The sequence below is a fragment of the Limnohabitans curvus genome (assembly GCF_003063475.1).
GTDB lineage: Bacteria > Pseudomonadota > Gammaproteobacteria > Burkholderiales > Burkholderiaceae_C > Limnohabitans > Limnohabitans curvus.
Genome location: NZ_NESP01000001.1, coordinates 2,814,293 through 2,835,992 on the forward strand (window position 1 = coordinate 2,814,293; position 21,700 = coordinate 2,835,992).

A 21,700-nucleotide genomic window follows, 5' to 3' on the forward strand; every position below is an offset into this window, starting at 1 on the left:
AACATTTGCTGCACTAGTTAACGAGCTTTGTCAGCAGCTTAACAATGTGGATGTATTAAGTTAACTTGCAAGAGCTTGAGCAACTGCATTGCCCATTTCGTTAAAGTACTTGTTAGCTTTTTCAGTTGCAACTAGGTACTTAGTGCGACGGTCTTTGCCCATGTAAATAAATTTAATAAGCTGCTGGTCGTCTAACGCACGTAGCTTACGGTGAATGGTTGCAGGGGATGCAATGGCGCTTAATTGCATTGCTTGCGTTACTGTTAGTGCGTTGCTTTGTGCTGCTGCAACTGCAATAGCTTCCAGTAATCTTAAAGCTGTGCTGTCAATAGTTTCCGCATCGAGCTGTGCTGTGACAGCGTGTGCAAGCGCAACGAAGCGCAGGTAAGCAGCGTTGTTACGCATTGCGCTTGGCTTGGCTTGGCTTGGCTTGGCTTGGCTTGGCTTGGCTTGGCTTGGCTTGGCTTGGCTTGGCTTGGCTTGGCTTGGCTTGGCTTGGCTTGGCTTGGCTTGGGTGTTTTGCATAGTGGGAATTTTATAGTGTTGACTGGGTAACTGGTGCTTAATAATTGTGCAAAGAAAGTAGCACGGCGTGTAACTTGGTGCTGTAAAATACAAGGTTGTTAGTTGTAGGCTTTTTTTTGTTTGGTTGTGGGTGCTGTTTAACTTGCACAAAAGTTACACAGTTTATTTTTACGAACGTAAGTACTGACCTGCCCCCTCTGAGCCGTACCAAATCGATGGAACTAAGTTCGCTAATTTTGGAGAATGGCGGATATGAAGACCACACGATTTACCGACGAGCAGATCATCGGATTCCTCAAGCAAGCTGAAGCAGGCATGTCCATCAAGGACATTTGCCGCTCTGGCGGCTTTAGCCAGCCGACCTTTTACAAGTGGCGCTCGCGCTTTGGCGGCATGGAAGCCTCCGATGCGGCCAAGCTGCGCGACCTGGAAGCTGAGAACAACAAGCTCAAGAAACTGCTGGCCGAAGCGCACCTGGACATCCATGCGCTCAAAAGCGTCTTCGGCGTAAAGCGCTAGCCCCGCAGGTCAAACGCGAGGCCATCACCCAGATGATCCAGACCCATCTTCTGTCTGAGCGCCACGCGTGCTGCCTTGTGGGGCTAAGCCGAGACAGTTTTCGCCACCCGCCTAAGCGTGATGCGCTCACGCAGGCGCTGGGCGAACGTATCGTGGACATTGCCCACGTACGCCGAAGATTTGGCTACCGCCGCATCCACGATCTGCTGCGCCCGGAGTTTCCGGGCGTCAACCACAAGCGGATCTACCGCTTGTACAAAGATGCCAACTTGGCCGTAAGAAGGCGCAAGAAGGCCAAGCGCCCACCGTGTGAGCGGGTGCCCTTGCAACTGGCGCAAAAGGTCAACGATGTTTGGAGCATGGATTTCGTCTCGGACAGCTTGTCCAATGGCAGGCGCATCAAGTGCCTGACTGTGGCCGATGACTTCAGCCACGAGTGCGTGGACATTGCCGTGGACTACGGGATCTCGGGGCAATACGTGACACGCTTGCTCGACCAAGCGGCCACCTTCAGAGGCTACCCACTGGCCGTGAGAACGGACAACGGTCCAGAGTTCACAAGCCGGGCCTTTATGGCTTGGGCCACAGCACATGGCGTGCGGCACATCTTGACCCAGCCGGGCAGGCCGATGCAAAACGGCTACATCGAGAGTTTCAACGGCAAGTTTCGAGATGAATGCTTGAACGAGCAGTGGTTCTTGAGCTTGCCCCAAGCCAGGCAGTGCATTGCCGATTGGCGCCAGGACTACAACGAAGTCAGGCCCCACAGCAGCCTGGGCCGGATTCCACCGGCTCAGTTCGCGCAGCAGCAAAGGATTCAAACCAATGCCGCTGCAAATCTCAACCCTCAAGTTTTGGATTAACCTTGAACCCTTGGACTACTTCCGATTGATTGGTACGGCCAGAGGGGGCAGGTCAGTACTTGAAAAATATGAAGAATTTTTTAGGTGATTATGGAGTGGGAATGACGGGTCAATCAGCCCACAGAGGGAACAGCCTACAATCGGAGGCTGTTGGTTAATCGCCCGTTTTGGGCTTGAATTTTTAAATTAGAGAACACTGAGTACATGGCAAAAGAAGAAATGATCGAAATGAAGGGTGTCGTGACCGAGGTCTTGCCCGACTCTCGCTACCGCGTCACCCTGGAAAACGGTCACTCACTGATCGCATACACCGCCGGCAAAATGCGCCTGCACCGCATCCGCATCATCGAAGGCGACAAAGTCACGGTCGAACTGTCTCCCTACGACATGAACAAAGCCCGTGTGACTTTCCGTCACATCGAAGGCAAGGGCCCAGGCCCAGCGGTCAAACGCCGCTTCTAACTGTGCAACCGCCTTGCGGTGCGTTGCCGTTGGGCAATTTACCAAGAGGCTCACATGATCAGTCACACCTGCATCGGTACCAATGATTTGTCCCGCGCAGCTGCGTTTTACGACGCTTTGTTTGCGCTGATCAGCGGCAAACGTTTCTTTGAAATGGACCGAGGCATCGGTTGGGGCATCCAGCCTGGCCAACCGATGTTCAGCGTCCTTACCCCTTTTGATGGTCAGCCCGCAACCGTGGGCAATGGCAATATGGTGGCCTTGACGGTCGCAAGCCAAGACCTCGTCCACGCCTTGCACGCCAAAGCCCTAGAACTGGGTGGCACTGACGAAGGTGCACCTGGCCTGCGCGGCGGTGGTTATTACGGCTGTTATTTCCGTGATTTAGATGGCAATAAGATTGCCGCATTTTGCGCGCAACACTAAAGGCATTGCGTGTACCTGCCCCAGCAGTTCAATGCCAAAGATGAGGGACATGCGCTCGCTCTTATGCGGGCGCATCCGTTTGCAAGCCTCATCAGTGTGGACGACGCGGGTTTCCCGTGCGTCACGCACATCCCCCTTCATTTGGGGATGGTGCACCCATGACGCATTCGCCCGAAGACATTGGCTTCATGCAGCTCGCCCTGCGCCAAGCGCAAGCGGCTGCAGACGCGGGTGAAGTGCCCGTCGGCGCCGTGGTGGTGAGGGCAGGGCAGGTGATCGCCTACGGCCACAATGCGCCACTGACCCGCCACGACCCAACAGCGCATGCAGAAGTCAATGCCATGCGTGCCGCAGCCCAAGTACTGGGCAACTATCGGCTGGACGACTGCACTTTGTATGTGACGCTAGAGCCTTGCGCCATGTGCAGCGGAGCGGCGTTGCATGCACGTTTCAAGCGCGTGGTGTTTGGTGCGACTGAGCCTAAAACGGGCGCAGCGGGTTCAGTGTTGAACTTGTTTGCGCATGAGCAAATCAACCATCAAACCCAAGTCACGGGTGGCGTGTTGGCCGACGACTGCGCTCAAGTGCTGAAAAGCTTTTTTGAGCAACGCCGTGCAGATCAGCAACTCAGCAAGGTTCCGTTGCGTGATGACGCTTTGCGCACGCCTGATGGTGCGTTTGCAGGGCTGGATGTGCCCTTGGCGATGTCGCGTTTCACGGCAGATTTGCCAGCCTTAGAAGGCTTGCGCCTGCATTGGTTTGACAACCGACAAGACGGCCAATCTGCGCCGCACGTTTACCTACACGGGCTCGATGGCTGGAGCTTGCAATACGTCGCTCAGTTGCAATCGTCAGCACCTGTGATTGCTTTGGACTTGCCTGGCTTTGGCTTGTCCGACAAGCCCAAAAAAGTGGCAGCCCATCGCATCGCTTGGCACGCCCAAGTGCTGCAAGAGTTTTTGGCCAGTGTGCAACCCGCACCTGTGGCCTTGCATGTGCCGCGTGTGATGGCACCGCTGCTCGCCAAGTTGCCTTTGCCTATTCATTGGATGGAAACGTCTGCACTGCCTGCCGCCCTGCGTGATGCCCCATATCCCGACCATGGCCACATGGCCGGTCCTCGTGCCTTGAGCACCTTGTTGGCTGCACCGATGCCGCCACCTGAACGAAGTTAATCATGCCCAACGCCACACCCCCCATCGGTTACGAAGTGAAGTTTCAGAGGGTCGGTGTAGGAGGTGGTGCTGATTTGCAAATCCGTTCCTTGCTCGACAAGCAACAGTTTTTTGACCCACTGGGCTTGGCATTTGATGCCGGTATTTCATCAGCCACTTGGCCCTTGTTTGGTTTGGTCTGGCCCTCGGCGCTAAAGTTGGCAGACCTCATGCAAACCTGGGAACTCAAAGGTAAGCGCGTGTTGGAAGTAGGGTGCGGTTTAGGCTTGGCCAGCTTGGTGGTGCACCGCCGTGAGGGCAACATCACCGCCAGTGATTGCCACCCATTGACCGAGACTTTTCTCAATGCCAATGTGTTGCTGAACGAATTGCCGCCTCTGCATTACGAAACGGGCAACTGGGGCAGGGTGAACAAAGGCCTGGGCGCGTTTGACTTACTCATTGCCAGCGATGTGCTGTACGAGCGTAGTCACCCTGCACAACTGTCTGGTTTCATTCAAGAGCATGCAGCAGAGGGCGCTGAAGTGCTCATCATTGACCCCAACCGCGGCAACCGCAGTGCGTTTCACCGTGACATGGCCCATATGGGATTTTCTGTGACAGAAATCATCATGAACGAACCGCTGCAAGACTTGAGTACGTATCGCGGTCGCTTGCTGCATTACACACGCGGATGAGTCAACACCCGTAAATTTGCCGCGACAATGTGAGGATGGCTCACATTTACATCTATTCCCCCAGCGGCGCGGTGCGCGACAAAGCAGCTTTCAAACGAGGCGTCGCACGTCTGAAAAAACTCGGTCACGAGGTCGAACTCGATGCAGACGCACTCAGCAGCCACACCCGTTTTGCCGGTGACGATGCCACCCGTTTGGCTGCCATTCACCGCGCGGCAGACAGCGGCGCCAATGTGGCCTTGATTTCTCGTGGTGGCTACGGCCTCACACGCATCTTGCCCGGCATCAAATACAAGCAAGTGGCCAAAGCCATTGCCAAAGGCACGCAGTTTGTGGGCTTGAGCGACTTCACGGCTTTCCAAAACGCGCTATTGGCGAAAACTGGTGCCGTCACTTGGGCTGGCCCTGCATTGGGTGAAGACTTTGGTGCAGAACAACCCGACGACATCATGGAAGCCTGTTTTGACGACATGGTCAGTGGGCAGGGTGAGGGCGCAGGTTGGCATTTCTCTACCGCGTGCGCCACGGCTAACGCCAAGCGCCGCTCCGGCGTGTGGGCGCACGATGCGGTGCTGTGGGGTGGTAACTTGGCTGTGTTGGTTTCATTGCTCGGCACGCCCTATTTCCCGCAGATCAAAAACGGCGTGTTGTTTCTTGAGGATGTGGGCGAACACCCGTACCGCATTGAGCGCATGCTCACGCAGTTGTTGCACGCCGGTGTGTTGGCCCATCAAAAAGCAATTGTGTTGGGGCAATTCAACAATTACAAACTCACGCCGCACGACAAAGGCTTCAAGCTGCAAAGCGTGATCGATTGGTTGCGCACGCAAATCAAAGCGCCGGTGTTGACCGATTTGCCGTTCGGGCACGTGCCAACCAAGCTGTGCTTGCCTGTGGGCCAAAAGATTGATCTGGTCGTGGAAGACCGTGATGCGTTGCTGCTTTGGGCGCATACAGACCATTAACTTTTGATACGTATCGTTTGATACGATGTATATTATGTAAAGTTAAAGAATCAGAGAAAACCGCATCTGGTGCGGTTCTCTCGTCGGCCAACAGCTTGCGAAAAGCGGCTGTTTCCAAAGGTGTGGATTCGGCGCCAAGGTCTGCGAATCGTTGTTTAAGCGCGGGTGCTGCCAAGGCTTTGCGTTATGCGCCAGTATGTAAATAGATTGCCTATTGAGTGAGGCTATTCTTTGATTGGATTTTGGATATACCAAGATTCAATGAATGCGCGAATGTAGAACGCGCTTTGTTGGTGGTCACCCCTCAAAGCCAAGTCCAAGGCTGTGGCATTGCCGTGATTGACCAAAGTTGGGTCGGCCCCCTCTTCCAGCAGCAACTTCACGGCCAACGGTGGTGCTGAATAAGCCGCCATCATCAACGGTGTGGTGCCGTTGGCGGATTCGCTATCAATGTAGGCATCGTTGTCTAGTAGCAAACGCATCATGTCGCGGTGACCACGGGTAGAGGCGTAATGCAGCGGCGTCCAGCCTGCTCGGTTCACATCGGCACCGCGGTCAATCAGCAGCTTGGCCAGCGCCAGTTGGTTATGGATGGCCGCCAGCATCAAGGGGGTTTCGCCCAGGTGGTTTTGCACATTGACTTGCGTTTGCGGGTGTTTTGCTAAAACCAGCGCAGACTTGGGTGACTCAGATTGAAGCGCAACCAGCAAGCCAGGAATGCCTTTCTCGTTGGGTGTATTGGGATCAAAACCACGGGCCAGTAGCTTTTCGATGACTTCTGGCTTGTCAAAATGAAGTGCCGAGATGAAGTCATCATACGAACCTGCATTGGATAAAGAATATCCAATAAAAACATATAGATAAAGAAAATACTTAAAGCAATTTCTCATTTTAAAACAGCACTGAAAAGTTGGTCAAAATTGCGGCTGGTGGCTTCGGCCACGGCTTCCACGGACATGCCTTTGATCTCGGCAATCTGCTTCGCCACAAACGGCACATAAGACGGGTTGTTGGTCTTGCCACGGTGCGGCACAGGCGCCAAATACGGGCTGTCGGTCTCGATCAAGATGCGGTTCATGGGGACAAACTTCGCTACATCGCGCAAGTCTTGGGCATTTTTGAAGGTCAAGATGCCTGAAAACGAGATGTACAGCCCGAGGTCCAAGCCGGCACGGGCCACGTCGGCGGTTTCGGTGAAGCAGTGAAACACGCCCCCTGCACTGCCTGCGGAGCCGTCTTCGCCCTGCTCTTTCAAAATCGCCACGGTATCTGCCGACGAGCTGCGGGTGTGGATGACCAAAGGCAGCTGGGTTTGCTGCGCGGCCTGGATGTGGATGCGAAAGCGGTTGCGTTGCCATTCCATGTCGGCCACGGTGCGCTCGCCCAAGCGGAAATAGTCGAGGCCGGTTTCACCAATGCCCACCACTTTGGGCAATTTGGCGCGGGTCAGCAGGTCGTCGAGCGTGGGTTCTTGCACGCCTTCGTTGTCGGGGTGCACGCCCACGGTAGCCCAGAAGTTGTCGAACTGCGTGGCGAGGCCATGCACTTCAGGAAAGCGCTCGAGTGTGGTGCTGATGACCAAGGCGCGCGTGACTTGGGCTTTGGCCATGTCGTCGCGGATAGTGTGGATGTTTTCGGCCAGCTCTGGAAAATTCAGGTGGCAATGGGAATCGGTGAACATATTTCTTTTTTAGTCTTTGGCGCGCAGGGCCGTTTGCGCACGCGCCACCAAGGCTTCAAACATCAAGCCTGCGTTGTACGGGTGCTCAGATGTGCGGGCAGCATCCATCAAGTCTTTGGACCATTGGGTCAGTGAGTTGACCGTGCCAGCAGCCGGTAAATCTGCCGCCATGAAGAACCGTGGCTCGCCGCCGGTGCGCAAAGCCAGTAAGTCGTGACACAGCTTTTGCAGCATGGCGATGGCCTGCGATGGCGTGGCGTCAGACACCGCGCCCACATCCCCACGCAGCACGGCTTTGGGTAAGCCCGCCCAAATGGCCGCTTTGAGGCCTGCATTGGCTAGGTCTAGCGCATCTTCAGGTCGACCGCCCGCAGCACACAGCAACACGGCGGCATCGGCGGCGGGCACGCCTTGGGTTTGCAGCCAGCTCAATGACTCGGCTTCGGAGGGCCAAATCATGGTGTGGGTTTGGCAACGGCTGCGGATCGTGGGTAACAGCTGATGGGCCGCTTCGCTGGCCAGCACAAAGCGGCACTCGCCTGGTGGCTCTTCCAGCGTTTTGAGGATGGTGTTGGCCGTCACATGGTTCATGCGCTCGGCGGGGTACACAAACACCACTTTGGTCGAGCCGCCCGAGCGGGTTTGCTGGCTGAAAGCCACCATGTCGCGTGCAGCTTCGACGCGAATTTCTTTGCTGGGTTTGCGCTTTTTGTCGTCGAGGTCTTTTTGGGTTTTCTCGTCAAGAGGCCAGTTCAGCTCTAACGCCAAGGCTTCGGGCATGAGTGTGCGCAGGTCCGCATGGGTGCGCACATCCACCGCGTGACAGCTGCGGCACTGGTAGCAAGCGCCCTGCTTGGTTGGGGCTTCGCACAGCCAAGCACGGGCCAGCTCTAGGCCCAGCGTGTATTGGCCCAAGCCCGATGGGCCTTGCAGCAGCCATGCGTGACCGCGTCGCTCGAGCAAGGTGGTGAGTTGGCCTTGCAGCCAAGGGCTGAGCACAGGCCTCGCTTGTGGTGTTGTGGTTTCGGTCATGCGACGTTAGAGCTCAAGTCTCGCTCAGCCAGCCGCGCTGCACAAAGTTCTGGTGCAGTTGCTGCCACACGGCTTCACGGGTTTGAGCGGCGTCTAGGCGCACAAAGCGCTGTGCATCGGCTTGGGCGCGGGCGGCATAGCCGTCCGACACTTTTTGGAAGAACTCAACGGGCTGCGCCTCAAAGCGATCGGGCACGCGGGCACCGGCCAGGCGCACGGCGGCGATGGCTGGGTCAAGCTCAAACCAAACGGTCACATCGGGTTGACGCAAGCCATTGCTTGAAGGGCTGACTGCGTCAGCGGGAATCGCCTGTACCCATTGCTCAAGCTGTTGCAACACACCTAAATCAAAGCCACGGCCACTGCCTTGATAGGCAAACGTGGCGTCCGTGAAGCGGTCACACAGCACCACATCGCCACGTGCCAAAGCGGGCTCAATCACGTGGTGTAAATGGTCGCGGCGGGCCGCAAAGATCAGCAAGGCTTCGGTCAGCGAATCCATCGCGTCGTGCAGCACCATCTCACGCAGCTTTTCGGCCAAAGGCGTGCCACCGGGCTCGCGGGTGAGCGTGACTTGGCGGCCTTGCGCTTTGAACGCTGCGGCCAAGCCATCGATGTGCGTGGATTTGCCCGCACCATCGATGCCTTCAAAACTGATGAACAGACCTGTTTTTGTCATAGCCCGCTATTTTGCCTGTTCGGCATCACTGTCCAGAGGCTTTGCGTTGGTAGCGATTGACCGCGGCATTGTGCTCATCCAGCGTCGCGCTGAAGTAGCTTGTGCCATCACCCTTGGCCACAAAGTACAGCGCGTTGCTGGCAGCAGGTTGTACGGCGGCTTTGAGCGCGTTGCGTCCAGGCATGGCAATGGGCGTGGGTGGCAGGCCTTTGCGGGTGTAGGTGTTCCACGGGTGGTCGGTGCGCAGGTCGGCGCGGCGCAGGTTGCCATCGAAGTTGTCGAACATGCCGTAAATCACGGTGGGGTCGGTTTGCAGGGGCATGCCCACGGCCAAACGGTTGTGAAATACGCGGCTGATGGTGGTGCGGTCGCTCTCTCGGCCTGTTTCTTTTTCAACGATGCTGGCCAAAACCAAGGCTTCTTCAGGCGTTTTCAATTGAATGTTGGGGCCACGCAACTTCCACGCAGCGGCGAGTTGCTTGTTCATGGCCTTGGCGGCGCGTTCCATCACATGCAGCTCGGACGTGCCTTTGCCGTAGGTGTAGGTGTCGGGGAAAAAGCGGCCTTCGGGCGCCACACCTGGCATGCCCAGCTTGGCCATCAACGCGTCATCGTTCAGACCTTGGGTGTCGTGTTTGAGGCCTTCGGCTTTGGCCAGCGCCGCGCGGAATTGGCGAAACGTCCAGCCGTCAATCAGGCTGATGGCTTTGAGGCTTTCTTCGCCACGGCTGAGTTTGCGCAGCAAATCAAGCGGTGTGTTGCCTTGGCTCAGCTCATAGCTGCCCGCGCGCAATTTGCGCGACTGACCACTGGCACGGAAAAACGCATACAGCACCACGGGCTGCACATCCACCCCCGCATCGGCGACGGCTTGGGCAATGCCACGCACCGGCGTTTGTGGCTCGATGGACAAGTCCACGGTAGGTGTGGACAGCGACATGGGGGTCAACACCCACCAGCCAGAGACCGCCGACAGCAACAGGGCCAGACTCAACACCGTCCAAAAGATTCGCTTGATGAGCCGCATCACAACCCTATGTCCAATCACGTTAATCAAGCGGGCATGATAATTCACGCATGTCTTTGAACGATTTTTCCACCTCCGCGCCTTTGAACGGCATTGCACCTGTGCCCCACCTTGGCGTCATCCGCGCTGCAGGTGCAGACGCAGCCAGCTTTTTGCACAACCAGCTCACCAACGATGTGCTGTTGATGAAAGACGGCCAATGCCGCTTGGCCGCCTTTTGCAACGCCAAAGGCCGCATGCAAGCGAGCTTTGTGGTTTACAAACGTTCAGCCGAAGAAGTGCTGCTGATTTGCCGCAAAGATCTGATGGCCCAAACCGTCAAACGCTTGTCGATGTTTGTGCTGCGTGCCAAAGCCAAGCTGAGCGATGCCAGCGATGAGTTTCAGTTGTTGGGTTTGGTTGGGGACACTGTTGCATCGGTCCTTGGCAACGCAGCAGCCACGTCACCGGCCCCATGGCAACGATTTGTCCTCAACGCAGGTGAATCGCCCAGTGCAGATGTGCTGACCCTCTACCCTGCCCTTGGCCAACCCCGCGCCTTTTGGCTTGCCCCCAAAGACGTGGCAGCGCCAACAGGCCCAGCCCTCAGCGCAGACCTGTGGCAAGTGGGTGAAGTGATGAGCGGCATTGCATGGGTCGAGCTGGCGACCTTCGAAGCCTTTGTGCCGCAGATGCTCAACTACGAATCAGTCGATGGCGTGAACTTCAAAAAAGGTTGCTACCCCGGCCAAGAAATCGTGGCGCGCAGCCAATTCCGTGGCACCTTGAAACGCCGTGCGTTTATTGCGCAAAGTGCCACCCCGTTGGCCGCTGGCCAAGAAGTGTTTTCCAGCTTGGATGCCACGCAGCCTTGTGGTCTGGTGGCGCAAGCGGCCAGCGATGGTGCGAGCCATGTGGCGGTGCTTGAGCTGCAACTCAGTGCCACTGAAAGCAGCAGCTTGCATTTGGGTGCGGCAGATGGCCCACGGCTGAACCTGTTGCCATTGCCTTATACGCTGCGCGACGACATTTGACATGTCGCGCGCAACGCGCTGCGCGTTTTAGAAACGAAGGCCGGCCTTCAAACCCACAGAAGCGTTTTTGCCTGTGCGGTCGTACTCCGCAGAGAGATTGACCAACAACACGTTCCAGCTCACGCCAACAAACGACTTGCTTTGCGTGAAGCTTTCATTGCTCTGGCCTGTGGCTTTGGCGCTTGAGTAAACCGTGCCGACGCCTAAATAAGGCGTGATGCCCACAAAGCCTTTGGAAATCAAGACATCAAAACCGGTGTTGTTGAGTTCCATGCCCGATACACCGCCCATGCGGCTGTGGCTGCCGCGCAGGGCAATGGCAGGGGTGATGGCATTGCCTTCCAGCAAAGCGTATTTCACCTGAACACCCGCAACCGACACATTGGTCGAAGGCACTTTAGACACGAAGCCGCCCACATCCCAGCCGCCAGACAAACCTTTGCTGACTGATAACTTGGTTTGCATCAGGTTGCTCGCGTTGTCACCAGACACTTTGGCCCAAGCGGCACCGTCTTGAATTCTTGTCAGGGTGCTGGATGCGCTGACATCAAAGCCGGTCAAGCCCAAAGGTGCGGCTGGCTCAATGGCCTTGGTGCTGGTCACTGCTGCGAGGTCTTTGCTCACGGCCAAAAACTCGGCTTGACTGAGGGTGTTGAAGTTACTCAAGTCAGCCGCTGTCGCTTGGGGGCTGATCGCCATAGCGGCGGCGACTGCGACAGTGATGGGAAGAAAGCGCTGAACGATGTTCATCAAGGTATTTTTCTAAAAGTTTGAATCGCACATATTTTCACACGGTCGCAACGTCAGTCACACCAAGCTCAAACGCATTTCCACATGCGGTATCCCCACCTCATCAAACGGCGTCCCCACCACTGCAAAGCCGTGAGCCGCATAAAACCTTTCCGCCGTTCGCTGTGCATTGAGCCGCACTTCTTGGTTACCGCGTCGGCGCGCCTCTAGCAGTAGTGCTTGCAGCAATCGCGCGCCGTAGCCTTTGCCGCGCATCTCGCGAAGCACCGCCATGCGCCCTACTTTGGCTGTATTGGCGCAAGGTTGCAACAAACGGGCATTGCCTAGCGGCTGACCATTTCCATCCAACAACACGGCGTGCAAAGCTGTGGCGTCATCCGCATCCCATTCGTCTTCGGGGGCGATGCCCTGCTCTTGCACAAACACGGCGGTGCGTACCGCTTGGGCAGCGGTTTGCATCAAGGGCCATTCGCCAATTTCGATGTAAGTCATCGTCATCACGTCACACCCCAAACGCGTGTCGTAACGCGCGTGCAGCATCCATGTGTGCGGTCAGTGCTTCGGGAATCACGCGTCCCATTTGGATGAAGCTGTGCACCACGCCTTTGTAAATTTCAAGATCTACGGGCACACCCGCCAAACGCAGATGGTCGGCATAGGCCACGCCCTCGTCCACCAGCGGGTCGCATTCTGCCAAACCCAGCCACGCTGGGGCCACCCCTGATACCTCGGCCAGCAAGGGCGAAAAGCGCGGGTCTTGGCGGTCTGCGGCATTGGGCATGTAATGGCCGTAGAAGTAGTCGATGCTGGCTTTTTCCAGCAAAAAGCCTTTGTCAAACGTATGGGCCGACGGCATGTGTTCAGGCGAGCAGCCGGGGTAGAACATGAGCTGCAGTTTCAAATCAATACCCGCATCGCGCGCAGCAATGGCGGTGGCCGCTGTGAGCGTGCCGCCCGCACTGTCACCGCCAATGGCGATGCGTGTGGCATCTAGTCCCAGGAGGGGGGCGTTGGCGCATAGCCACTGCAAGGCATCGAGCGCATCGTTGTGTGCGGCGGGAAATGTGTGTTCGGGCGCAAGGCGATAGTCCAACGACACGACAGCACAGTGCGCCAAATGGGCCAGGTGCTTGCACAGCGCCTCGTGCGTTTCGGGGCTACCCACGGTGAAGCCCCCGCCATGAAAGTACAGCAGCACCGGTAAATTGGGCTTGGCGTGTTCAGCCCACAGTTTGGCGCGCAGCGTGGCCCCATCGCGCGTGGGGATGTGCAGCGTGTCGTCACGCGCCATTTTTTGTGCGTTCACTTCCAGCACACCGGCACCCAAGGCGTAGGCTTGTTTGGCTTGCTCGGGCGTGAGCAGCGCCATGGGTGGGCGGCCTGCTTTGGCAATGGCGTGCAACACATCACGCATGGCGGGGGTCAACAGGCTTTGCGGGTTGCGTGAGTGGCTCATGGAGATTTGCTTTGAAAAGACTGTTTATTGGCTGATGGCCGGCACAGACGTTCGTTACGCCTCGTAAGTGGTCAGCACCACATGTGCCGCTTCTTGGCGCAGCGGGATCAGCGCCTGATATGCCGCCGAGTGATGCCAGCCATCGGCATCAGAGAGCGAGGGAAACCGAATGACCACGATATCGGCATGCGGGCACTCGCCAGACAGCGCTCTGGCCTGTTGGCCACGAAACACCAGTTCGCCGCCCCAAGGCGTCAAGGTAGCCAAGACTTGACCGCGGTATTCGGCCCATTTGGTTTCGTTCTTCACGGTCATTTGACCGACGACGTAAGCGTGACGCATCTCAACTCCTTAAAGAGGATGAACAGTAGTCCAGTTTGGATTGACCAACCAGTCTGCAAATTCGTGAGCCATTTGCTCACTCGCGCGCACCGCCGCTTTCCAAACCTTCACCCGACCTTCAAAGTCAGAGGCATAAGTCACAAAGTCACTGCGATCTGGCAGCTTGCCGTTGGGCAAGGTTTTGACCCACTCGGGGTTGGGGGCCAACACGATGGTGTTGTCTAAAAACGGGGTGGCTTTGTGTCGCCACTTGAGGGCTTTGTCCAGCCAACCGGGCACCACAGCTTTTTGAAAATGAGGGTACAGCACCAAAGGGCTTTTTGCCAAGCCGTTGTAGTTGAGGTGCAAGTGGTAGTCGGTGATGCCGCCGTCCCAATACGCGCCCGTGGGTGCATCAGGAATGTCGTGCACGGCTTGCAGCACAAACGGGATAGAGCAACTGGCTTGCAGCGCAGCCATGAAGTTGTGTTCGTTCAGCGCCATGTGTTGGGTGGCAAAGTCAGACACATCAAACGGCAGCTCGCCACGGCTTGAAAACACCACGCGTTCTAACCACGCGCCCATGGCTTTGCGTTGCACGGCATTACACAGATACGCACCGGCGTAGCCCAAAGGCGTCAGCAGCGGATGCTCCCGGTTCAAGATGTGTTTGCCACGCGAGGTCACCACATGCAGGCGATAGCGCGGGTTGTTGAGCACTTCGCTCACATGGCCGCCATAAAAAGCTTGCAGGGTTTGGCTGAACTCGTCGCTCACCTGCTTTGCGCTGGGGCGCTTTTGGCCTTCGGGTACTTTGTACTCTTGGTGGATGTAGTCGTGCGACAGGTGATCAAAGCCTTGCACAGGGTTGTCCAAACACGCCGTGGCCATACGCCATGCGCCAATGGATGCGCCCACCAAGTCGATGGGCTGCGTGCTTTGCGGCAGCCATTCACCAAACAAAAAGCGGTCGAGCGGTCCGAGTATCAAACCCTTGGGGCCCCCCGCCGCAGCGGGAATCACGCCAACGTGTTCGGGCATCAAACCGTTGGCTTCGATGTGGGCCAAGGCTTTGGGGCCAGCGTAGATGTGCAGAGCTTTCAACGCGCGGCTTTGGGCTTACTTCTTCAAACCTTGCAGCTTGGCAAACGCACTCGCCATGGCCGAACCCGCTGCTGCTTGTGGCGGTGCGGTGTAGCCACTGCTGTAGCTGCCGCCACCGCCTGACCCGCTTCTTTGACGGTTATCGCGGCCCGCGTGTTCAAAGCGGTTGTCGCGAGGGCCGTCTTTGCGCGCAGGCGCAGCGTCCATCTTCATGGTCAGGCTGATGCGTTTGCGGGCCACGTCCACTTCCAGCACTTTGACCTTGATGATGTCGCCGGTCTTCACCACTTCGCGGGCGTCGGTGATGAACTTGTTGCTGAGTTGGCTGACGTGAATGAGGCCGTCTTGGTGCACGCCTAAATCGACAAACGCGCCAAAGGCGGCCACGTTGCTGACCGTGCCTTCGAGCACCATGTCGACCTTCAAGTCTTTGATGTCCTCCACGCCGTCTTGCAGCTTGGCCACTTTGAAGTCGGGGCGCGGGTCGCGGCCTGGCTTTTCGAGTTCGCTCAAGATGTCTTTGACGGTGATCACACCCACGGTGTCGTTGGCAAACAACTCGGGCTTCAAAGTTTTGAGCATGTCGGCGCGGCCCATCAGCTCGGCCACGGGCTTGCCGGTTTGCGCCATGATGCGCTCCACCACTGGGTAGGTTTCGGGGTGAACCGCGGTCATGTCCAACGGGTTATCACCATCGCGGATGCGCAAGAAGCCTGCGCTTTGTTCAAACGTTTTCGCACCCAGGCCCGTGACCTTGAGCAACTGTTGACGGTTGGCAAACGCACCATTGGCTTCGCGCCAACGCACCACGGCTTTGGCGGTGGTGGTCGAGAGGCCCGACACGCGGGTGAGCAGCGGCACGCTGGCGGTGTTCAGATCCACCCCCACTTTGTTCACGCAGTCTTCCACCACGGCTTCGAGGGTGCGGGCGAGTTCGCTTTGGTTCACATCGTGTTGGTATTGGCCCACGCCGATGGACTTGGGGTCGATCTTCACCAGCTCGGCCAAGGGGTCTTGCAATCGCCGTGCAATGCTGGCTGCGCCGCGCAGGCTCACGTCCACATCGGGCATTTCGTTGCTGGCGTACTCACTGGCGCTGTACACCGACGCGCCCGCTTCGCTGACCACCACTTTGTCGATGACCTTGGTGGCGTCGTGCTTTGACATGAGTTTGATCAACTCACCCGCCAGTTTGTCGGTTTCGCGGCTGGCGGTGCCGTTGCCAATGGCAATCAAGTTCACACCGTGTTTTTCGGCCAGTTTGGCCAAGGTGTAGAGCGAGCCGTCCCAATCTTTACGGGGCTCGTGGGGGTAGACGGTGGATGTTTCCACCAGCTTGCCCGTGGCGTCGACCACGGCCACTTTCACACCAGTTCGGATGCCTGGGTCTAGGCCCATCACCACGCGGGGGCCTGCGGGGGCTGCCAGCAACAAATCGCGCAGGTTGTCGGCAAACACTTTGATCGCGACCTTCTCGGCTTCTTCACGCAAACGCGTGAACAAGTCGCGCTCGGTGGATAGGCTTAGCTTCACGCGCCATGTCCATGCCACGCATTTGCGAATCAGGTCGTCCCCTGCCCTGCTGGCATGGCTCCAACCGAGGTGCAAGGCAATCTTGCCTTCGGCCAAGCTGGGCTTACCCGGCTCAGGCTCAACAGGAAGAACGAGTTTTGCATCGAGCATTTCCAACGCACGGCCACGGAACACGGCCAAGGCGCGGTGCGAGGGCACGCGGCCAATGGGTTCGTCGTACTCAAAGTAGTCGCGAAACTTCGCCACATCGGGGTTGTTTTCGTCTTTGCCCGCAGACAACTTGCTGCGGAACAAGCCTTCCGTCCACAGCCATTCGCGCAAGCCTTGCACCAAAACGGCATCTTCGGCCCAGCGCTCGCTCAACAAGTCGCGCACGCCGTCCAGCACAGCGGCGACGGTGGTGAAGTCGGCCCCTTCAATCTTGCCTGCAGGCAAGATGAAGGCTTCGGCTTCTACATTGGGGTTGAGCGTGGGGTCGGCAAACAGCTTGTCGGCCAGTGGCTCCAAGCCCGCTTCTTTGGCAATCATGCCCTTGGTGCGGCGCTTGGGTTTGAAGGGCAAGTAAATGTCTTCCAGCTCTTGCTTGGTGGGCGCGGCTTCGATGGCGGCCAGCAGCTCTGGCGTGAGCTTGCCTTGTTCTTGGATGCTTTTGATCACCGCAGCGCGGCGGTCGGTCAGCTCGCGCAGGTAGCTCAGGCGGGCTTCGAGTTCGCGCAATTGAATGTCGTCCAAGCCACCCGTGACTTCTTTGCGGTAACGGGCAATAAAGGGCACGGTGGCGCCACCATCAAGCAGCTCAACAGCAGAGCGCACTTGGGCTTCGGAAATTTTGATTTCGTCCGCCAGTTGGCGGGTAATTTTTTGCATGTTTTCAGTCAGTCGAATTCGTCAAAGTTGGCAATTTTGCCTGAAGGCATAGGGGGTGAAACCCACAAACAAGTTAACACTTGTTAATTAAAAATAGTTACAAACATCTTAAAGTAGCACTCTCATTATTCATCATGAAGGGATTCGAAATGAAACGTTACAGCGCAGAGTTTTTGGGCACGTTTTGGTTGGTGTTGGGCGGTTGCGGCAGTGCTGTTTTGGCAGCGGCTTTCCCAGGCGTCGGCATTGGTTTGCACGGTGTTTCTCTGGCTTTTGGTTTGACAGTTCTGACCATGGCGTTTGCCATTGGCCACATTTCTGGCTGCCATTTGAACCCCGCGGTGTCCGTGGGTTTGTGGGCAGCAGGCCGTTTCCCAGCCAATCAATTGTTACCCTACATGGTGTCCCAAGTGTTGGGCGCGATTGCTGGTGCAGCTGTGTTGTATGTCATTGCATCAGGCAATGCCAGTTTCAATGTGGCGGCAGGTTTTGCATCCAACGGCTACGGCGAACACTCCCCCGGTGGTTACACCCTGTTGGCAGCCTTGGTCTGTGAAGTGGTGATGACCGCATTTTTCTTGCTGGTGATCTTGGGTTCTACAGACAAAAAAGCACCTGCAGGCTTTGCTCCCATCGCCATTGGTTTGGCTTTGACCTTGATTCACTTGATCAGCATTCCCGTCACCAACACCTCGGTGAACCCAGCGCGTAGCACCGGTGTGGCTTTGTTTGTGGGCGATTGGGCTGTGTCTCAGCTTTGGCTGTTTTGGTTGGCCCCTATCGTGGGTGCGTTGTTAGGCGCACAGGCTTACCGTTTGATTTCAGACGACAACCACTAAGCCGTTGCGGCTTCCAACAAAAAACGCCCCGAGGGGCGTTTTTTTATTAGTCCGTCGAAACCTCATGCAGCTCAGCAGGTGCTGCATCTCGGTCCACGTATTTGAACGTGCCCGTGGCATGCGCGCAGGCGTTGCCTTCGGCGTCGTACAGCGTGCCTTCGGTAAACGCCATGCCGCGTGTGCGGTGAATCAAACGGCCTTTGGCCGTGAGCGTGCCACGCGCCGGTTGCATGAACGAGGTTTTCATCTCAATCGTGACCACACCCATGCCTCTGTCCACGCTGCGCGCGGCGCTGGCGAGGGTGACGTCCAGCAGTGTCATGACCGCACCGCCGTGGGTCACGTTGAACGAGTTCAAGTGCTCGGGCTCAGGCGTGTAACGCAGCTCGGACAAGCCGTCGTCAAAGAACACCATCTCGAAACCCAGATGGTCGACAAATGGAATGTAAGCGCCAAAACTCTCTTGCATGATGTGCTCCTCGTGGGGTTACAAGACCTCAAAGATACCAGCTGCACCCATGCCACCGCCAATGCACATGGTCACGCACACGCGTTTCGCGCCGCGGCGTTTGCCTTCAATCAAGGCGTGGCCCACCAAGCGTTGGCCGCTCACGCCATAGGGGTGGCCCACTGCGATGGCACCGCCATTGACGTTGAGGCGGTCATCGGGGATGCCCAGCTTGTCGCGGCAGTACAGCACTTGCACGGCAAATGCTTCGTTGAGTTCCCACAGGTCAATGTCGCCGATGCTCAGGCCTAAGCGGTTGAGCACTTTGGGAATGGCATACACAGGCCCAATGCCCATTTCGTCAGGCTCGCAGCCGGCGACAGCAAAGCCGAGGAAGCGGCCCAACGGCTTCAGGCCACGCTTGCTGGCCAGTGTTTCGCTCATCACCACGCAAGCGCCTGCACCGTCTGAAAACTGGCTGGCGTTGCCAGCTGAAATCAAACCACCGGGCATGGCTGATTTGAGGTTGGCCAAGGCTTCGGCGGTCGAGCCTTCGCGGATGCCTTCGTCTTTGCTGACCGTGACCTGCTTGGTCATCAAGCCCATCACTTTGTCGGCAATACCGGCTTTGACGGTGATGGCGGCAATTTCTGCGTCAAACAAACCCGCCGCTTGCGCGGCAAAGGCGCGTTGTTGGCTGCGTGCGCCATATTCGTCCATGGCTTCGCGGCCAATGTTGTATTTCTTGGCCACATGTTCAGCGGTTTGCAACATGTTCCAGTAGATCTCGGGCTTCTTTTTATTAAGCGCCAGGTCCATCAACATGTGTTGGTTCATCTCTTGTTGCACGCAGGAGATGCTTTCCACGCCACCGGCCACGTACACATCGCCCTCGCCCGCAATGATGCGCTGCGCGGCGGTGGCAATGGTTTGCAAGCCTGAAGAGCAAAAACGGTTGATGGTCATGCCCGATACCGACACAGGGCAATCGGCCATGAGTGCGATTTGGCGGGCAATGTTGGTGCCGGTTGCGCCCTCAGGCAAGGCGCAACCCATGATGACGTCGTCTACTTCGGCGGCTTCAATGCCGGCGCGCGCAATGGCGTGTTTGACGACGTGACCACCCAAGGTCGCGCCGTGGGTCATGTTGAAAGAGCCCTTCCAGCTTTTAGCAAGCGGTGTGCGGGCGGTAGAGACGATGACAGCGTGGGTCATAGGGATTCCTTAATTCTGTTTCAGTTGAAGGTCTTGCCTTCGGCGGCGAGCTTTGCGAGCAAAGGTGCTGGCTTCCAAAACTCGGCGTCATCGTGGGGATTGGTGGCAAAACGCTGCATGGCTTGCACCACGTTAAACAGGCCCAACTCGTCGGCGTAGTTCATAGGGCCACCGCGGAAAATTGGGAAGCCATAACCGCTGATATAGACCATGTCGATGTCGCTGGCTTTGCTGGCAATGCCTTCTTCTAGGATGTGGGCAGCTTCGTTAACTAAAGCAAAGTTCAGGCGTTGCACGATTTCTTCGTCGCTGATCTTGCGCGGCTTGATGCCGAGCGATTCGCGGTGTTTGGCAATCATGGCTTCTACGTCTTTGTTCGGAATCGCATCACGTTTGCCAGGCTTGTAGTCGTACCAACCTGCGCCAGTTTTTTGGCCGAAGCGGCCTTGCTCACACAACAGGTCTGCGGTTTTGCTGTAGCGACGCGTGGGGTTCTCTGCGTATTGGCGTTTGCGGATGGACCAGCCAATGTCGTTGCCAGCCAAGTCGCTCATGCGGAACGGACCCATCGCCCAGCCAAACTTTTCAATGGCGCGGTCCACCTGCGCGGGCGTGCAGCCCTCGTCAAGCAAGAAGCCCGCTTGGCGGCCATATTGGTCAATCATGCGGTTGCCAATGAAGCCATCGCACACGCCCGAGAGCACGGCAATTTTTTTGATTTTCTTGGCCACGTCCATGGCCGTGGCCAGCACGTCTTTGGCGGTGTCTTTGCCACGCACCACTTCGAGCAGCTTCATCACGTTGGCGGGGCTGAAGAAGTGCAAGCCCACCACGTCTTGCGGACGCTTGGTGAAGTGGGCAATTTTGTTGAGGTCTAAGGTGGACGTGTTAGACGCCAAAATCGCGCCTGGCTTCATCACCGCGTCGAGTTGTTTGAACACCGCTTCTTTGACGCCCATGTCTTCAAACACGGCTTCAATGACGAGGTCGGCATCTTTGATGTCGTCGTAGCTCAGCGTGGTGCTGAGCAGCGCCATGCGCTGGGCAGCTTTCTCTTCTTTGAGCTTGCCTTTTTTGACGCGATCTTCGTAGTTCTTTTGGATGGTGGCCACGCCACGGTCCAAGGCTTCTTGCTTGGTTTCAAGCATCTTGACTGCAATGCCTGCATTCAAGAAGTTCATCGCAATGCCTCCCCCCATGGTGCCCGCACCAATGACCGCGACGAGTTTGATGTCACGCACCGGTGTGTCGCTGGGCACATCGGCTATCTTGCTGGCCGCGCGTTGTGCGCCAAACAAGTGTCGCAACGCACGGCTCTCGGGTGTCCACATGAGGTTGATGAACTGCTCACGCTCGTACATCATGCCGTCGTCAAACTTTTTCTTGGTGGCCATTTCTACCGCATCCACCGCTTTGGGTGGCGCTGGGTAGTTCTTTGCCATGCCTTTGACCATGTTGCGCGAGAACTGGAAATAGGCATCGCCCATGGGGTGTTTACAAGGCAGATCACGCAATTTGGGTAGAGGGCGCACATCGGCCACTTCACGGGCGTAGGCAATAGCCTCGTCCATCAGACTTTGTGGAGACATGGCCATTTGGTCAAACAGCTTTTGGCCGGGCAACATGCTGAGCATGTCGCTCTTGATCGCTTCACCGCTCACGATCATGTTCATTGCGGGTTCTACACCCAAAGCACGTGGCAAGCGTTGAGTGCCCCCTGCGCCAGGGATCAGGCCCAGCTTCACCTCAGGCATGCTGATGCTGGTTCCAGGTGCGCACACGCGGTAGTGGCAACCCAGTGCCAACTCAAGACCACCGCCCATCACCACAGTGTGCATGGCAGCCACCACGGGCTTGTTGCAGTTTTCCACGCAAGAAATCACGCTGAGCAAATTGGGCTCTTGGAAGGCTTTGGGTGAGCCAAATTCACGCACATCTGCACCACCCGAAAAGGCTTTGCCGTGGCCCGTGATGACCACCGCTTTGACGGCTGCATCGGCTTGCGCTTGTGCAATGCCAGCCACCAAGGCGCGGCGTGTTTCCAAACCCATGCCGTTGACCGGCGGGTTGTTCAAGGTGATCACGGCCACATCGCCGTGTACTTGGTAGTCTGCACTCATTGC

Annotated in this window: 24 protein-coding genes; 9 read left to right on the top strand and 15 right to left on the bottom strand. The window is 57.0% G+C overall.

Annotated features, from left to right (window positions below):
• Positions 1 to 60: 60 nt before the first annotated feature.
• Positions 61 to 525, bottom strand: a complete 465-nt coding sequence (locus B9Z44_RS15280; RefSeq protein WP_211308715.1) for a hypothetical protein — start codon at positions 523 to 525, stop codon at positions 61 to 63.
• A gap of 252 nt (positions 526 to 777) precedes the next feature.
• Here B9Z44_RS15280 and B9Z44_RS14040 point away from each other — a divergent pair.
• The 7 genes from B9Z44_RS14040 to B9Z44_RS14070 all read left to right on the top strand — a co-directional run bounded on the left by B9Z44_RS14040 (position 778) and on the right by B9Z44_RS14070 (position 5,612).
• A protein-coding gene (locus tag B9Z44_RS14040) for an IS3 family transposase (RefSeq protein WP_369910052.1) occupies positions 778 to 1,907 on the top strand; the annotation gives its coding sequence in 2 pieces (ribosomal slippage) (positions 778 to 1,039 and positions 1,039 to 1,907; 1,131 coding nt in all).
• 204 nt (positions 1,908 to 2,111) lie between these two features.
• On the top strand, positions 2,112 to 2,369 hold the full coding sequence (gene infA, locus B9Z44_RS14045; protein ID WP_104797445.1) for a translation initiation factor IF-1: 258 nt from the start codon (positions 2,112 to 2,114) through the stop codon (positions 2,367 to 2,369).
• Between the two features lie 54 nt (positions 2,370 to 2,423).
• Positions 2,424 to 2,795, top strand: a complete 372-nt coding sequence (locus B9Z44_RS14050; protein ID WP_108358622.1) for a VOC family protein — start codon at positions 2,424 to 2,426, stop codon at positions 2,793 to 2,795.
• 9 nt (positions 2,796 to 2,804) lie between these two features.
• Positions 2,805 to 2,957, top strand: a complete 153-nt coding sequence (locus B9Z44_RS14055; protein WP_108358623.1) for an FMN-binding negative transcriptional regulator — start codon at positions 2,805 to 2,807, stop codon at positions 2,955 to 2,957.
• The gene (tadA, locus tag B9Z44_RS14060) at positions 2,954 to 3,970 is read left to right on the top strand and encodes a tRNA adenosine(34) deaminase TadA (protein WP_245912825.1); all 1,017 of its coding nucleotides are present in this window, start codon (positions 2,954 to 2,956) and stop codon (positions 3,968 to 3,970) included. Before B9Z44_RS14055 ends, tadA begins: the two co-directional genes overlap by 4 nt.
• A 2-nt stretch (positions 3,971 to 3,972) precedes the next feature.
• Positions 3,973 to 4,647 (top strand): class I SAM-dependent methyltransferase, encoded by a 675-nt coding sequence (locus B9Z44_RS14065; RefSeq protein WP_108402718.1) that lies wholly within the window; start codon positions 3,973 to 3,975, stop codon positions 4,645 to 4,647.
• 35 nt (positions 4,648 to 4,682) lie between these two features.
• Positions 4,683 to 5,612 (top strand): LD-carboxypeptidase, encoded by a 930-nt coding sequence (locus tag B9Z44_RS14070; protein WP_108402719.1) that lies wholly within the window; start codon positions 4,683 to 4,685, stop codon positions 5,610 to 5,612.
• 224 nt (positions 5,613 to 5,836) lie between these two features.
• Here B9Z44_RS14070 and B9Z44_RS14075 read toward each other — a convergent pair whose 3' ends face one another.
• The 5 genes from B9Z44_RS14075 to mltG are packed head-to-tail and all read right to left on the bottom strand — an operon-like array spanning position 5,837 to position 10,031.
• Entirely contained in the window at positions 5,837 to 6,502 is a 666-nt protein-coding gene (locus B9Z44_RS14075) for an ankyrin repeat domain-containing protein (protein ID WP_108402720.1), read from the bottom strand.
• The gene (locus B9Z44_RS14080) at positions 6,499 to 7,293 is read right to left on the bottom strand and encodes a TatD family hydrolase (protein WP_108402721.1); all 795 of its coding nucleotides are present in this window, start codon (positions 7,291 to 7,293) and stop codon (positions 6,499 to 6,501) included. The genes B9Z44_RS14075 and B9Z44_RS14080 overlap by 4 nt, the downstream gene beginning before the upstream one ends.
• Positions 7,294 to 7,302: 9 nt before the next feature.
• On the bottom strand, positions 7,303 to 8,325 hold the full coding sequence (locus tag B9Z44_RS14085; RefSeq protein WP_108402722.1) for a DNA polymerase III subunit delta': 1,023 nt from the start codon (positions 8,323 to 8,325) through the stop codon (positions 7,303 to 7,305).
• Between the two features lie 13 nt (positions 8,326 to 8,338).
• Positions 8,339 to 9,004: a dTMP kinase gene (tmk, locus tag B9Z44_RS14090; RefSeq protein WP_108402723.1), complete on the bottom strand. Its 666-nt coding sequence runs from the start codon at positions 9,002 to 9,004 to the stop codon at positions 8,339 to 8,341.
• 25 nt (positions 9,005 to 9,029) lie between these two features.
• Positions 9,030 to 10,031 (bottom strand): endolytic transglycosylase MltG, encoded by a 1,002-nt coding sequence (gene mltG / locus B9Z44_RS14095; RefSeq protein WP_108402724.1) that lies wholly within the window; start codon positions 10,029 to 10,031, stop codon positions 9,030 to 9,032.
• 50 nt (positions 10,032 to 10,081) lie between these two features.
• Between mltG and ygfZ the strand changes: the two genes are divergently transcribed.
• Positions 10,082 to 11,044 (top strand): CAF17-like 4Fe-4S cluster assembly/insertion protein YgfZ, encoded by a 963-nt coding sequence (ygfZ, locus tag B9Z44_RS14100; RefSeq protein WP_108402725.1) that lies wholly within the window; start codon positions 10,082 to 10,084, stop codon positions 11,042 to 11,044.
• 27 nt (positions 11,045 to 11,071) lie between these two features.
• On the opposite strand, the gene B9Z44_RS14105 is transcribed toward ygfZ, so the two are convergent.
• From B9Z44_RS14105 to B9Z44_RS14130, 6 genes are read right to left on the bottom strand one after another with little or no spacing between them, the layout of a single operon-like run.
• Positions 11,072 to 11,794: a hypothetical protein gene (locus B9Z44_RS14105; protein WP_108402726.1), complete on the bottom strand. Its 723-nt coding sequence runs from the start codon at positions 11,792 to 11,794 to the stop codon at positions 11,072 to 11,074.
• A gap of 57 nt (positions 11,795 to 11,851) precedes the next feature.
• Positions 11,852 to 12,334, bottom strand: coding sequence for a GNAT family N-acetyltransferase (locus B9Z44_RS14110; protein WP_108358633.1), 483 nt, complete (start codon positions 12,332 to 12,334; stop codon positions 11,852 to 11,854).
• On the bottom strand, positions 12,297 to 13,250 hold the full coding sequence (locus tag B9Z44_RS14115) for an alpha/beta hydrolase (RefSeq protein WP_108358634.1): 954 nt from the start codon (positions 13,248 to 13,250) through the stop codon (positions 12,297 to 12,299). Before B9Z44_RS14115 ends, B9Z44_RS14110 begins: the two co-directional genes overlap by 38 nt.
• Positions 13,251 to 13,304: 54 nt before the next feature.
• Positions 13,305 to 13,592 carry a DUF1330 domain-containing protein gene (locus B9Z44_RS14120; protein WP_108358635.1) on the bottom strand — a complete coding sequence of 96 codons (288 nt, stop codon included), beginning with the start codon at positions 13,590 to 13,592 and terminating at the stop codon, positions 13,305 to 13,307.
• Between the two features lie 9 nt (positions 13,593 to 13,601).
• Positions 13,602 to 14,675: a patatin-like phospholipase family protein gene (locus B9Z44_RS14125; RefSeq protein WP_108358636.1), complete on the bottom strand. Its 1,074-nt coding sequence runs from the start codon at positions 14,673 to 14,675 to the stop codon at positions 13,602 to 13,604.
• Between the two features lie 15 nt (positions 14,676 to 14,690).
• Complete coding sequence (locus tag B9Z44_RS14130; RefSeq protein ID WP_108402727.1) at positions 14,691 to 17,075, bottom strand: Tex family protein; 2,385 nt, start codon at positions 17,073 to 17,075, stop codon at positions 14,691 to 14,693.
• Between the two features lie 149 nt (positions 17,076 to 17,224).
• Here B9Z44_RS14130 and aqpZ point away from each other — a divergent pair, with 149 nt between their 5' ends.
• Complete coding sequence (gene aqpZ / locus B9Z44_RS14135; protein WP_108358638.1) at positions 17,225 to 17,914, top strand: aquaporin Z; 690 nt, start codon at positions 17,225 to 17,227, stop codon at positions 17,912 to 17,914.
• A 46-nt stretch (positions 17,915 to 17,960) separates the two neighbouring features.
• Here the strand turns inward: aqpZ and B9Z44_RS14140 are convergent, their stop codons facing one another.
• Genes B9Z44_RS14140 through B9Z44_RS14150 form a run of 3 tightly spaced genes read right to left on the bottom strand, consistent with a single transcriptional unit; the run spans position 17,961 to position 21,697 of the window.
• Positions 17,961 to 18,383: a PaaI family thioesterase gene (locus B9Z44_RS14140; protein WP_108358639.1), complete on the bottom strand. Its 423-nt coding sequence runs from the start codon at positions 18,381 to 18,383 to the stop codon at positions 17,961 to 17,963.
• 18 nt (positions 18,384 to 18,401) lie between these two features.
• Positions 18,402 to 19,577: an acetyl-CoA C-acyltransferase gene (locus tag B9Z44_RS14145; RefSeq protein ID WP_108358640.1), complete on the bottom strand. Its 1,176-nt coding sequence runs from the start codon at positions 19,575 to 19,577 to the stop codon at positions 18,402 to 18,404.
• A 20-nt stretch (positions 19,578 to 19,597) separates the two neighbouring features.
• The gene (locus B9Z44_RS14150) at positions 19,598 to 21,697 is read right to left on the bottom strand and encodes a 3-hydroxyacyl-CoA dehydrogenase NAD-binding domain-containing protein (protein ID WP_108402728.1); all 2,100 of its coding nucleotides are present in this window, start codon (positions 21,695 to 21,697) and stop codon (positions 19,598 to 19,600) included.
• Between the last annotated feature and the right edge of the window lie 3 nt (positions 21,698 to 21,700).